Here is an 11,716-nt window from a genome sequence, read left to right as displayed (position 1 = left end):
TTTCCCCTGTTTCTGCACGAGGACGGACATGACCCACACGGGTGTTCGCTCCCGCGCGGCCGGCATCTTCGCCGGCGCCGGAGCGCTCTCACTGCTACTCGGCGCCGCGGCCCTGCTCGTCGCGCCCCAGGCCAACGCCGACCAGGCCACCAACGGCCACAACCCGCCGGGCAACAACGGCACCGTGAAGATCGAAGGTGCCGACATCCAGAGCGGCCCGCCGGACAACAACCCTCACCAGGGTTGCACGTTCAGCGTCGAGTTCTACAACTACGACAAGGGCGACTACTACGCCACGGTCACGTTCGAGGACCAGGCGCCAACCAAGGACGGTGGGCTCACCGTCGTCTCCGGCAACCTGCACCCATTCATCGGCGAGGACCCGGCGGGTGGCGGCAACGACCTGGACGCGCGTGAGGTCTACACGCTGAAGTTCACCGGCCAGCCGCAGCCGCAGCAGGGCTATCACGTGAAGCTGACCGTGAACGCGCCCGGCTCGATCGGCGCGGACAAGAAGCACAAGGTGTTCTGGGTGAAGGGTTGTGACGCCCCGCCGACCACGCCGCCGTCGACTCCGCCGACCACGACGGACACGCCTCCGGCGACGACCGACACCCCGCCCGCGACAACTGACACGCCTCCCGCGACCACGGACACGCCGCCCGCGACGACCGACACGCCGCCGGCGACCACGGACACGCCTCCGGCCACGACGGACACGCCTCCGGCGACCAGCGACACGCCTCCGGCCACGACCGCGTCGCCGGGTTCGTCCGAGACGCCGCCTGCGACCACCCCGGCTTCGCCCAGTACGTCGTCCTCGCCGGCGGCCAGTACTCCGGCCGCCGGTGGGCCGTCCGAGACGCCGACCGGTGGTGTGCCGACCGAGGTCGACGCAGGTTTCGGTGGCACCGCGCACGGCAATTCGGTTGCCGGTGGCAACAGTCCGTTCGGGCTGGTGGGCGGTCTGCTGCTCGCCGCCGGTGGTGCGATGCTCGCCGGTGGTGGATTCGTCGCGCTGCGGCGCCGCGGGAAGCACAGCCAGGCCTGAGATGACCCCTGCCCGTCGCCGCGGCCGTCCCGCTCCGTTCCGGTGGAGCGGGGTGGTCGCGGTGGTGGGGGCGGGGGTGCTTGCCGCCGGCGCGTACCTGCAGTTCGGCGGCGACGACCATGCGGGCGCGGCGACCCGGCCGTCCCCGTCGGCAACGGTGCCGGCCCCCGCGGAGTCGTCGGGGACACCAATGAGTAGGTCGATCCCGAAGCCGGCCGGCCCGAGCAGCCGGATGCCGGTGACGACCCGCCCCGGCCGCCCGACCGGGATCACGATTCCGCAGCTCGACGTGAACGCGCCCGTCGTCTCGATCAAGACGGTCCACTCCGCCCTCACCCCGCCGTCCGACCCGACCACGGTCGGCTGGTGGTCGGGCGGTGCGCAGCCGGGGGCGAAGCGCGGATCGGCCGTCATCACCGGTCACACGGTCCACACCGGCGGCGGCGCCTTCGACGACCTCGGCAAGCTCGTGCCGGGTTCGGTGGTGCAGGTCGCGACGGTGCGGGGCAAGCTGCAGTACCGGGTCGCCACGGTCACGACGTACCGGAAGGCGACGCTGGCGAAGCAGGCCGCGCAGGTGTTCGACCAAGGTGTTCGCGGCCGGCTGGTGCTGGTCACGTGCGAGGACTGGAACGGGCAGGTGTACCTCAGCAACGTTGTCGTTGTCGCCCTGCCGATGGCGTAGCCTGCTCCGTCGTGACGATCGATGGGCTGGGCGACACCTTCGGCGCGGATCGGGCCGCGCCGGACGTCTCGTTCGACGAGCTGGTCGCGATGATGCCGGACACGTTGCGCGAAGTGTTCCCGCCGTACCACTGGCAGCTCGCGAAGCTGTGGGAGCTGGACCTGAAGGTCGAGCCGGTCGAGATCGCGGACCTGCTCTGGATGTTCGACCTGCCGCTGTGGCAGCTGGCGGGGGAGCGGTTCAGGGTCACCCCGCACCAGGTCGCTGAGACGCCGATGAACTTCCGCGCGCACTACCAGCGGGTGATGGACGCGGACCTGGACTTCCCGATCAACCTGGTCGCGTACCGCGGGCGGCTGGTCGTGCTGGACGGCATGCACCGGCTGCTGAAGGCGCACTTCCTGCGCCGCCGCTGGATCGAGGCCACGATCGCCACCGCGACCCAGCTGCGGTCCTGCGCGCCGTGACGGCCGGATGCGCCTACTATTGGTGACATGACATCAAACTCTGACGACGAGTACGTGCCGAGTACGGCAGGCTGGGTCCGGGACCAGGTCGACAAGGTGACCGAGACCGGGACCACCGACGCGGTCAGCATCCAGGGCATGAAGGTGGTGCTGCTGACGATGCGCGGCGCGAAGTCCGGGAAGATCCGCAAGGTGCCGGTGATGCGCGTCGAGCACGACGGCGTGTACGCCGCGTTCGCCTCGCTCGGCGGCGCCCCGAAGAACCCGGTCTGGTACAACAACCTCAAGGCCGACCCGAAGGTCACCCTGCAGGACGGCGACGTCGCCGGCGAGTACGTCGCCCGCGAGATCGACGGCGCGGAGTACGACGAGTGGTGGGTGCGCGGCGTCGCGGCCTACCCGCCGTACGCGGAGTACCAGACCAAGACCTCCCGCAAGATCCCGGTCTTCCTGCTGGACCGGGTCAACTAAGTCCTTGCAAAGATCTCGCTCCGGACGACGGTCGGTGACAGGAGCGGGACCAGGCCTGTGAGACGCTGGCGGCGGCCGGGTTCACCTTGACCCGGTCCGGCGCCCTGCGTCGGCTGAGTTCTGGGAGTTGTCCTGACCACACACGACGCGGTGCGGGAACCGTTCGTCGGGTCGACGCGGCTGCGTCTGGCCGGACTTGCACTGCATGCCTATACCGCGAGCGGAACGGTGCTCGCGCTGCTGATCGTGATCGCCGCCATCGACGGCGACGCCGTCCGGGCGCTCTGGCTCGGGCTGGCGGCCCTGGTGATCGACGGTACCGACGGGATGCTCGCGCGCCGGCTGCGGGTGAAGGAGACCATCCCGTGGTTCGACGGGGCGATGCTCGACAACATCGTCGACTACCTCACGTACGCGTTCGCGCCGATCGTGCTGCTCTGGACCGGCGGGTACCTGCCGGCCGGCACCTGGGGCGCGGTGCTCGGCGCGCTGCCGCTGCTCGCGTCGAGCTACCAGTTCTGCCGGGTCGACGCGAAGACCGAGGACCACTTCTTCCTGGGCTTCCCGAGCTACTGGAACGTGGTCGCGTTCTACATCATCGTGCTGGGTCTCAGCCCGGTCGTCACCGGCGTACTGCTGGTGGTGTTCTCGGTGCTGGTCTTCATCCCGGTGAAGTACGTGTACCCGTCGCGGACCAAGGCGTTCCGCTCGCTCAACCTGCTGACCACGGCGATCTGGCTGGCGTCGTACGCCGTACTCCTGGCGCAGATGCCGCACCCGAACCCGGTGGTCGTGGCGATCTCGCTGGCCTACCTCGTGTACTACGCGGGCCTCAGCCTGTACCTCACCTGGCGCCGTAGGGTCGTTGCGTAGTGGTTCTAGGTCTTGGCGCGGCGCTCGGCGCCGCGGTGCTGTTCGGCGTCGGGGCGATCCTGCAGGCAGTGGGTTCGCGGAAGGTGCCGACCGAGTCGGAGCTGGATCCGCGGCGGCTCGGCGGGTTCGTGGTCAAGCTGCTCAAGCAGCCCGCGTTCCTCGGCGCGCTGGCGCTGAACCTGGCGGGTTTCGGGCTGCACTTCGTCGCGCTCCGCCTCCTGCCGCTGTACCTCGCCCAGGCGGGGATCGCGGTCAGCCTGGTGGTCACCGCGCTGCTCGCGACCCGGTTGATGTCGGACCGGCTGAGTGCGCTCGAGTGGTCGGCGGTGATCGGCGTCGTCGTCGGGCTCGGCCTGCTCGCGGTCGCGGCGGGCGACGCGGGTGCGGCCGCCCAGCACCACGGGCTCACCATCGGCATCGTCGTCGGCCTCGTCACGATCGCCGTACTCGGTGCTGTCGCGAGCCGTTCGCAACGTGGCGCGTCGACCGCGCTCCTCGGCCTGCTCGCCGGTCTCGGGTACGCCGGGGTCGCGATCTCCGCGCGCCTGCTCAAGGACGGGTCGGTGGCGGAGCTGTTCCACAGCCCGACCCTGTACACGCTGCCGATCAGCGGAGCGCTCGCGTTCATCCTGTACTCGCTGGCGTTGCAGCGTGGCTCGGTGACGCTGGCCACCACGCCGATGATCGCGCTGCAGACCATCACCCCGGCCGCCGTCGGCGTGTTCGTCCTGAACGACGCCGTACGCGCAGGCTGGTGGCCGGCCGCGATCGCGGGCTTCCTGCTCTCGGCAACAGGATCCGTGATCCTGGTGCGCTTCGAGAGCGTCAAGCACTAGCTATCGGCTGGGCCACTTCCACGGGGGCTCGTCGAGCGGGCCTTGGCCGGCGATGGTGGTGGCGCCCTTCTCCTTCACCAGCTCGATGGTCTGAAGGTCGGGGGAGAGGGCCTCGAGTGCGCTGATGAACGGGCGGGAGTGCGAGACCACGATCACCTGCGTCTCCTTCGCCGCGGTGACGACCAGGTTGGCAAGGGCCGGCAGCAGGTCCGGGTGCAGGCTGGTCTCCGGCTCGTTCAGGACCAACAGCTCGGGCGGTCGCGGCGTGAGTAGCGCGGCGACCCACAGCAGGTATCGCAGCGTGCCGTCGGACAGCTCGGCGCCCGACAGCGGGCGGAGCAGCCCGTGCTGGTGGAACGCGACCTCGAACCGCCCCGCGGTGTTGACGACCTGGATCCGGCTCCCCGGGAACGCCAGCTCGATCGCCTCATCCAGCGCGCCGCGCGGCCCCAGCTCGCGGACAGTCTGCAGCGCGGCCGCCACGTCGGCTCCGTCCGGGGCGAGTACGGCGGTCCGCGTGCCGACCTGCACCAACCGGGCGGGCGCTGTCGCGTCGGTCCGGAAGTGGTCGTAGAACCGCCAGCCCCGCAGGCGTTCCCGCACCACCATCAGCTCCGGCGCCCGCTCCGGGTCCGCGAACTCGCTGAGCATGCTGTCGAACGTCTGCAGCTTGTGCCCCGCGCGCTGCCACTCGCCGCTCGCGGACCGGATCCGCACCTCGCTGTTGCTGCGGTCCACGAGCAGCGCCGCGGGCCGCAGGAACGGGCCCGCCCACAGCGCCTCCCGTTTGATCTCCGGATCCAGGTCGAACTGCGACCCGTGCGCGATCGGCAGCCCGAGATCCATCAGGTAGCCGTAGTCGTCGCCCGCGAACCCCATCCGCAACGTCACCGGCCCGGTCCGCCGCGTCCCCTGCGTGGGCCGGTCCTTGCGCACATGCTCCGGCCCGGCCCACAACGTCGACTGCAGCCCACCCTCCCGCGCCAACGCCGCCACGGCCCCGTTCCGCGACGCATCGGCCAGCAACCGCAGCGCCTTGTACAGACTCGACTTCCCGGTCCCGTTCGCCCCGGTCACCACGTTCAACCCACCCAGCGGCATGACAACCCGCCGCAGCGACCGATAGTTCTCCACCGCCAGCGTCGTCAGCATCACGTCAACCTATCGGGCGCCACCGACAGCCTGACCGTTTCCTGCCATGGCCGGGGTGCGGCCGGCTGCCGTTCGTAGGGTTTCGACGTGCTGAAACGGATCCTTGCCTGCCTGATCGCCCTCGGTGCGTTGGCCGCCTGCGGGGCCTCGACCAAGCCACCTGCCGCCCCGCCGCCGCCCAGGCGGCCGACGACCGCCACGCCTACTGTCACGCCTACTGTCACGCCCAGTGCGACGCCGACGATTCGTGCGTTCACGATCTCCGCGAAGGGGCCCTTGATCGGTGCGGCGGCTACCAAGGACCCGCTGGGGCGGATCGTGTATTCGGACGCACCGTACGGCACGGACGACGAGTTCGTCGGGTCGGAGCCGGACTACAACAAGTACTACGACCTCGGTGTCGTCGCCTGGCGGTGATGTCACAGGATTCGGGGCTGTCTCGTCTCGGGGGTTAAAGACGAGAAGGGCACGAACTATGCGTGTGTTTGTTGCTGGCGGCAGCGGGGTGTTGGGGCGGCGGTTGGCGCCGCAGTTGGTGGCGCGGGGGCATGAGGTGACTGCTACGACGACCAGTGCGGCCAAGGTGGACCAGTTGGTGGCTGCTGGTGCTGTGGGTGTCGTGATGGACGGGCTGGACGGTGCGGCCGTGGGTGAGGCTGTGGCGTTGGCCAAGCCGGACGTGATCGTGCATCAGATGACGGCGATCTCGATGACGCATGCGGGCAAGCCGGACATCAAGCACCCGGACAAGTGGTTCGCCAAGACCAACCGGCTGCGTACGGAAGGAACAGACCATCTCCTGGCCGCAGCTGAGGCCGTAGGCGTCCCGCACTTCGTTGCGCAGGGCTACGCAAGCTGGAACGGCATCCGTGAAGGCGGTTGGGTCAAGACGGAAGAGGACCCGCTGGACCTCCTGGAAGGCACAGCAGCCAACGTAGGCCTCAAAGCACTCAGCCGGATCGAGGACCTCGTGCTGAAGATCGGTGGCGCGGTCATGCGGTACGGCGCGTTCTACGGGCCGGGTGCTATCGACGACCAGGTGGAGCTCGTACGCAAACGCCAGTACCCGCTGGTGGGGAAGGGGACTGGCTACAGTTCTTGGGTGCACCTGGACGATGCTGCGAGCGCTACCGTGCTGGCTGTCGAGCAGAAGGTCACGGGCGTGTTCAACATCGTGGACGACGACCCTGCGCCTGCCAGCGACTGGCTTCCATACCTGGCGCAGTGCGCCGGTGCTAAGCCGCCCATGCGTATCCCGGTGTGGCTGGCGCGTCCGCTCGCTGGGGACCAGGCTGTGGTGATGATGACCGAAGGACGTGGCTTCTCCAACGCCAAGGCGAAGCGGGAGCTCGGCTGGAGGCTGCAGTACCCGTCCTGGCGCCAGGGCTTCAAGGCTGAGCTGAGCTGATGCCTTCCAAGGACGAGCAGTTCGAGGAGCTGCGGCCGCTGCTGTTCTCGATCGCGTACCGCATCCTCGGCAGCGTCAGCGAGGCAGAGGACGCCGTTCAGGACACCTGGCTCCGGTACGCCGGTACGCCGACAGAACCCGTCTCCACGAAGGCCTTCCTGTCCGCGGTCGTCGCCCGTATCTCTGTCGACGTACTGCGCTCCGCCCGTCGCAGGCGGGAGGAGTACGTCGGGCCGTGGTTCCCGGAGCCGTTGCTGTCCGACCCGTACGAGGACCCGGAGCGGGCGGCCGAACTGGCGGACTCCGTGTCGATGGCGGCGCTGCTCCTGCTCGAGCGGTTGTCGCCGTTGGAGCGGGCGGCGTTCGTGCTGCGGGAGGTGTTCGGGTTCGGGTTCGCGGAAGTGGCTGCGGCGGTGGGGCGGTCGGAGGCGGCCTGCCGGCAGCTCGTCGTACGGGCGCGCCGGCACATGGACGCGGGGCGGCCGCGGTTCGCGGCGGATCGGCGGGAGCGGGACGAGCTCGCTGTGCGGTTCTTCGGGGCGTTCAAGGACGGGGATGTCGGGACGTTGATGAAGTTCCTGGCGGCCGACGTACAGCTGGTCGGGGACGCCGGCGGGAAGGCGCCGCAGTGGGGTCGTGGGCTGATCGCCGGTGCGGCGAACGTGGCGCGGATGCTGGCGGGGCTGGCGGAGCCGTTCGCACGGATCGGCGGCGTGGTCGAGCCGCACGAGGTGAACGGGCAGCCGGGCGCGATCTTCCGGGACGCGGACGGGCGGGTGGTGAACACCTGGACGCTGGACATCGCCGACGGCCGGATCCAGGCGATCCGCGCGGTGGTGAACCCGGACAAACTCCACCACGTCGGCCCGGTCGCCGACGCCTGGTCCGTGGTCCGGGACGCGGGCGCCGCCCGCCGCTCATGACGAAGGGGCGCAGCGAGTCGCTGCGCCCCTTCCCCTGATGCTGTTACGCCAGGGACTCTTCCCAGGCTTGGTGCAGGCCCGCGTAGTGGCCGTCGACCGTGATCAGGTGGTCCGGTGACCCGTCCTCGATGATCTGGCCGTACTCGAGCACCAGCACCCGGTCCGCCGTCTCCACCGTGGACAGCCGGTGCGCGATCACGATCGCCGTCCGGTCCGCCAGGATGGTCTTCAGCGCCCGCTGGATCAGCCGCTCGCTCGGGATGTCCAGACTCGACGTCGCCTCGTCCAGGATCAGCACGGCCGGGTCCGCCAGGAACGCCCGCGCGAACGCGACCAGCTGCCGCTGACCGGCCGACAGCCGCGACCCGCGCTTCTCGACCGCGGTGTCGTACCCGTTCGGCAGCGCGGTGATGAACTCGTGCGCCCCGATCACCTTGGCGGCCGCGACGACCTCCTCCATGGTCGCGTCCGGCTTGCCGAACCGGATGTTGTCGGCCACCGATCCGGTGAACAGGAAGTTCTCCTGCGTCACCATCACGACCCGCTCGCGCAGGTCGTCCTCGGTCAGGTCCCGCAGGTCCACGCCGTCGAGCAGCACCTGGCCGCCGGTCGGGTCGTAGAACCGCGACACCAGCTTCGCGATCGTGGTCTTGCCCGCACCCGTCGTACCGACCAGCGCCAGCGTCTGGCCCGCCGGTACGTCGAGCTGCAGGCCGGGCAGCACCGGTACGCCGTCGACGTACTCGAACCGGACGTTCCGCAGCTCCAGGTGACCGTGCGCCTTGCCGGGCTTGACCGGCTTGATCGGCTCCGGCACGTCCGGGGTCTCGTTCAGTACGCCGGACAGCTTCTCCAGCGCCGCCGACGCGGACAGGAACGTGTTGTAGAACTGCGTGATGTCCTGCAGCGGCTCGAAGAACTGCCGCAGGTACAGCAGGAACGCGGTCAGTACGCCGACCGTCACGTGCCCGTGGTACGCCTGGTAACCGCCGTACGCGAGGATCGCGACGATCGTGATGTTGCCGACGCCCTTGATGGCCGGCATGAACACCGCGTTCAGCCGGAACGACTCGAGGTTCGCCTTCCGGTAGCGGTCGTTGACCCCGTGGAAGATCTCCTCGTTGCGGGGTTCCCGGCGGAACGCCTGCACCGCACGGATCCCGGTCATCGACTCGACGAAGTGCACGATGACGAGTACGACGGCCTCCCGGGTCTGCCGGTAGACGACCGCGGACCGCTTCCGGAACCACGCCGTCAGCACGAGCAGCGCCGGGAACGACAGCAGCGCGATCAGACCGAGCTTGACGTCCAGCGTGAGCAGGATGATCGACGTACCGACCAGGGTCAGCACCGCGGTCACCAGGCTGTCGAACCCGCTGGCCAGCATCTCGTCGATGACCTGGACGTCGGACGTCAGCCGGGAGATCACCCGGCCGGACGTGAACCGGTCGTGGAACGCCGGGCTCAACCGCTGGAAGTGGTCGAACACCCGCTTCCGCAGCCCGAGCAGGATGGTCTGGCCGAGCCGGCCGGAGCGCATCAGGAAGATCTGCCGCGCCCACGCCTGCAGCAAGGCCGACGCCAGGACGGCGATGACGATCGTGATCAGCTGCTTCGAGCCCTGGCCCGCCAGGATCGGCGGGATGCCCTTGTCGATGCCCAGGTGGACCAGGTACGGCACCGCGAGCCGGGCGGCGTTCTCGACGATCACGATCACCACCAGCAGCCAGATCAGCTTCTGGTACGGCCGGAGCAGCTCACCGAGCAGCTTCCGGGAGTCCTCCTTCAGCCGGATGCTGGTAGCGCGGGAGATCTCCCGGTCGGGGTCCTCCTCGAACAACCCGCGCCACTTCTGCTCCTCGGGCTGCTCTTGCTGTTCCTTGTCGTGAGGAGGTGTCTGCTGGGTCGTCGACGACACGGTCATGCGTGCACCTCCTCTTCCTCCGCTGCCAGCAGGTGCCGGTACGCCGGTACCGTCGCCAGCAGTTCCTGATGGGTTCCTACGTGTGTGACTGTGCCGTTCTGCAGGAGCGCGACCTTGTCGGCCAGCATCACGGTGGACGCACGGTGCGCGACCACGATGCCGGTGGTGTCGGAGAGCACGTTCCGCAGCGCCTCTTCGACCAGGGCCTCGGTGTGTACGTCGAGAGCCGACAGGGTGTCGTCCAGCACCAGCACGGCCGGCTTGGCGAGCACTGCGCGCGCCAGGGCGAGCCGTTGCCGCTGGCCACCCGACAGTGACATGCCCTGCTCGCCGACCCGGGTCTCCAGACCCCACGGCAGGTCGTTGGCGAACTGCGCCTGTGCGACGTCCAGCGCCTGCTGTACCTCTGCTTCAGAGGCGTCGGGCCTGCCGAGCGTCAGGTTTTCCCGGACGCTCATGGAGAACAGCGTCGGGTCGTCGAACGCGGACGCGACCGCCGTCCGCAGTGACACCAGGGACAGGTTCCGGATGTCGTGGCCGTCGATCGTGATCCGGCCCGCCGTCACGTCGTACAGTCGGGGGACCAGCGCGGTCAGAGTGGTCTTGCCCGAGCCGGTGGCGCCGACCAGGGCGAGCGTCGTACCCGGAGCCAGGTCCAGGTTGATGTCGTGCAGCACCTCGGCCGAGTCGTCGGAGAACCGGAAGCCAACGTGTTCGAAGCGCAGGTGCCCGCGGGCGTCGGCGAGCTCGTCCGGGCCGGACGTGATCACCGAGTAGGTGTCGAGGATCTCGCTGATCCGGTCCGCCGCGGTCATCGCCTCCTGCGCCATCGCGAGGATCGCTCCCAGTGAGGTGACCGGCCAGACCAGCGACAGCATCAGCGTGATGAACGCGACCAGGGTGCCGAGCGTGATCGCCTCCCGGCCGACGGCGAGCGCGCCGAGCAGCAGCACGATCACCAGGGTCAGGTTCGGGATCACGCCGAGGAAGCTCCAGAACCGGCTGGCGAGCCGGACCTTCGCGACCTCGGTGTCGTACAGCGTGGTGGCCTCGTCGTCGAACTGCGACTGCACGTACGGCCGGCGGCCGAACGCTTTGATCACCCGGAAGCCGAGCGCGGACTCCTCGATCCGGGTGGCCAGGTCGCCCTGCTGGTCCTGCACCTTGCGGGAGATCCGCAGGTACTTCTTCTCGAACTTCAGCGACACCGTGACGATCGGCACGGCGGCGACCAGGACGACCAGGCCGAGGGGCCAGTACAGCTGGAGCAGCAGGATCGTGACCACGATCAGCTGCAGGACGTTCATCACCAGGAACAGCAGGCCGAAGCCCATGAACCGGCGGATCGTGGACAGGTCGGTGGTCACCCGGGACAGCAGCTGACCGCTCTGCCAGCGGGTGTGGAACTCCATCGGCAGTGACTGCAGCCGGACGTACAGGTCGTGCCGCAGCGTGGCCTCGAGGTCGCTGACGGTCCGGGACTGCGCCCAGCGGCGCATCCAGACCAGGATGACCTCGGAGATGCTCAGCCCGAGGGCCAGCAGGGCCAGCGGGACCAGCAGGCTCAGCTCGCGGCGGGTGACCGGGCCGTCGATGATGGCTCGGGTGACCAGTGGGACGGTGAGGCTGACACCGACGCCGAGCATGGCGGTGGTGAACATCACCGTCAGCCGCCAGCGGTGTGGCTTCAAATAGGGACGCAGCCGCCAGAGGTTTCGGCTACGTTCGGGGGCACGGGTGGAAGGGGCAGCGATCGACGGCGCTTGGGCACGGTGCTCGGAGGGCATCTGGACGGGCGCACTTCCCATCTACTTCGATTCGAAATTGGGTTTGGCGACCTGAAAACGGCGCACTTTCCAGTATCGCCCACTAGGTAAGCGCTTGTCCTGCCAATTCCATTCCCGGTGAATGAATCGCAATAGGCCG

General features: G+C 69.1%; 12 protein-coding genes. 9 read left to right on the top strand and 3 right to left on the bottom strand.

Features of this window, described 5'->3' with window-relative positions; all coding sequences use genetic code 11:
* Positions 1-28: 28 nt before the first annotated feature.
* The 6 genes from ACFV9C_RS30355 (at position 29) to ACFV9C_RS30330 (ending at position 4,383) form a co-directional block, all read left to right on the top strand.
* Positions 29-1,051: a hypothetical protein gene (locus tag ACFV9C_RS30355; protein WP_380198963.1), complete on the top strand. Its 1,023-nt coding sequence runs from the start codon at positions 29-31 to the stop codon at positions 1,049-1,051.
* Position 1,052: 1 nt separating this feature from the next.
* On the top strand, positions 1,053-1,736 hold the full coding sequence (locus ACFV9C_RS30350; RefSeq protein WP_380198962.1) for a class F sortase: 684 nt from the start codon (positions 1,053-1,055) through the stop codon (positions 1,734-1,736).
* An 11-nt stretch (positions 1,737-1,747) separates the two neighbouring features.
* On the top strand, positions 1,748-2,203 hold the full coding sequence (locus tag ACFV9C_RS30345; protein WP_380198961.1) for a hypothetical protein: 456 nt from the start codon (positions 1,748-1,750) through the stop codon (positions 2,201-2,203).
* Between the two features lie 27 nt (positions 2,204-2,230).
* A complete protein-coding gene (locus ACFV9C_RS30340) occupies positions 2,231-2,674 on the top strand; it encodes a nitroreductase family deazaflavin-dependent oxidoreductase (protein WP_380198960.1) in 444 nt (147 codons plus the stop codon).
* A gap of 150 nt (positions 2,675-2,824) precedes the next feature.
* Positions 2,825-3,547, top strand: coding sequence for a CDP-alcohol phosphatidyltransferase family protein (locus ACFV9C_RS30335; RefSeq protein WP_380198959.1), 723 nt, complete (start codon positions 2,825-2,827; stop codon positions 3,545-3,547).
* Positions 3,547-4,383 (top strand): hypothetical protein, encoded by an 837-nt coding sequence (locus ACFV9C_RS30330; protein WP_380198958.1) that lies wholly within the window; start codon positions 3,547-3,549, stop codon positions 4,381-4,383. The genes ACFV9C_RS30335 and ACFV9C_RS30330 overlap by 1 nt, the downstream gene beginning before the upstream one ends.
* Here the strand turns inward: ACFV9C_RS30330 and ACFV9C_RS30325 are convergent, their stop codons facing one another.
* Positions 4,384-5,535, bottom strand: a complete 1,152-nt coding sequence (locus ACFV9C_RS30325; RefSeq protein WP_380198957.1) for an AAA family ATPase — start codon at positions 5,533-5,535, stop codon at positions 4,384-4,386.
* A gap of 87 nt (positions 5,536-5,622) precedes the next feature.
* On the opposite strand from ACFV9C_RS30325, the gene ACFV9C_RS30320 reads away from it, so the two are divergent.
* Genes ACFV9C_RS30320 through ACFV9C_RS30310 form a run of 3 tightly spaced genes read left to right on the top strand, consistent with a single transcriptional unit; the run spans position 5,623 to position 7,866 of the window.
* Positions 5,623-5,952 (top strand): hypothetical protein, encoded by a 330-nt coding sequence (locus tag ACFV9C_RS30320; protein WP_380198956.1) that lies wholly within the window; start codon positions 5,623-5,625, stop codon positions 5,950-5,952.
* A gap of 58 nt (positions 5,953-6,010) precedes the next feature.
* The gene (locus tag ACFV9C_RS30315) at positions 6,011-6,943 is read left to right on the top strand and encodes an NAD-dependent epimerase/dehydratase family protein (protein ID WP_380198955.1); all 933 of its coding nucleotides are present in this window, start codon (positions 6,011-6,013) and stop codon (positions 6,941-6,943) included.
* Entirely contained in the window at positions 6,943-7,866 is a 924-nt protein-coding gene (locus tag ACFV9C_RS30310; RefSeq protein ID WP_380198954.1) for an RNA polymerase sigma-70 factor, read from the top strand. The genes ACFV9C_RS30315 and ACFV9C_RS30310 overlap by 1 nt, the downstream gene beginning before the upstream one ends.
* Positions 7,867-7,909: 43 nt before the next feature.
* On the opposite strand, the gene ACFV9C_RS30305 is transcribed toward ACFV9C_RS30310, so the two are convergent.
* Complete coding sequence (locus tag ACFV9C_RS30305; protein WP_380198953.1) at positions 7,910-9,790, bottom strand: ABC transporter ATP-binding protein; 1,881 nt, start codon at positions 9,788-9,790, stop codon at positions 7,910-7,912.
* Positions 9,787-11,451, bottom strand: coding sequence for an ABC transporter ATP-binding protein (locus ACFV9C_RS30300; RefSeq protein WP_380198952.1), 1,665 nt, complete (start codon positions 11,449-11,451; stop codon positions 9,787-9,789). Before ACFV9C_RS30300 ends, ACFV9C_RS30305 begins: the two co-directional genes overlap by 4 nt.
* Between the last annotated feature and the right edge of the window lie 265 nt (positions 11,452-11,716).

The sequence above is a fragment of the Kribbella sp. NPDC059898 genome, from assembly GCF_042730855.1.
Lineage (GTDB): Bacteria > Actinomycetota > Actinomycetes > Propionibacteriales > Kribbellaceae > Kribbella.
This window is presented reverse-complemented; position numbering and strand designations above follow the sequence as displayed.

What these genes read in the sequence shown, in the direction of transcription:
- ACFV9C_RS30315 (WP_380198955.1), top strand. Translation starts at nt 6,011, where the DNA reads ATGCGTGTGTTTGTTGCTGGCGGCAGCGGGGTGTTGGGGCGGCGGTTG.
- ACFV9C_RS30340 (WP_380198960.1), top strand. Translation starts at nt 2,231, where the DNA reads ATGACATCAAACTCTGACGACGAGTACGTGCCGAGTACGGCAGGCTGG.
- ACFV9C_RS30305 (WP_380198953.1), bottom strand. Translation starts at nt 9,790, where the DNA reads ATGACCGTGTCGTCGACGACCCAGCAGACACCTCCTCACGACAAGGAA.
- ACFV9C_RS30355 (WP_380198963.1), top strand. Translation starts at nt 29, where the DNA reads ATGACCCACACGGGTGTTCGCTCCCGCGCGGCCGGCATCTTCGCCGGC.
- ACFV9C_RS30310 (WP_380198954.1), top strand. Translation starts at nt 6,943, where the DNA reads ATGCCTTCCAAGGACGAGCAGTTCGAGGAGCTGCGGCCGCTGCTGTTC.
- ACFV9C_RS30350 (WP_380198962.1), top strand. Translation starts at nt 1,053, where the DNA reads ATGACCCCTGCCCGTCGCCGCGGCCGTCCCGCTCCGTTCCGGTGGAGC.
- ACFV9C_RS30325 (WP_380198957.1), bottom strand. Translation starts at nt 5,535, where the DNA reads ATGCTGACGACGCTGGCGGTGGAGAACTATCGGTCGCTGCGGCGGGTT.
- ACFV9C_RS30300 (WP_380198952.1), bottom strand. Translation starts at nt 11,451, where the DNA reads ATGTTCACCACCGCCATGCTCGGCGTCGGTGTCAGCCTCACCGTCCCA.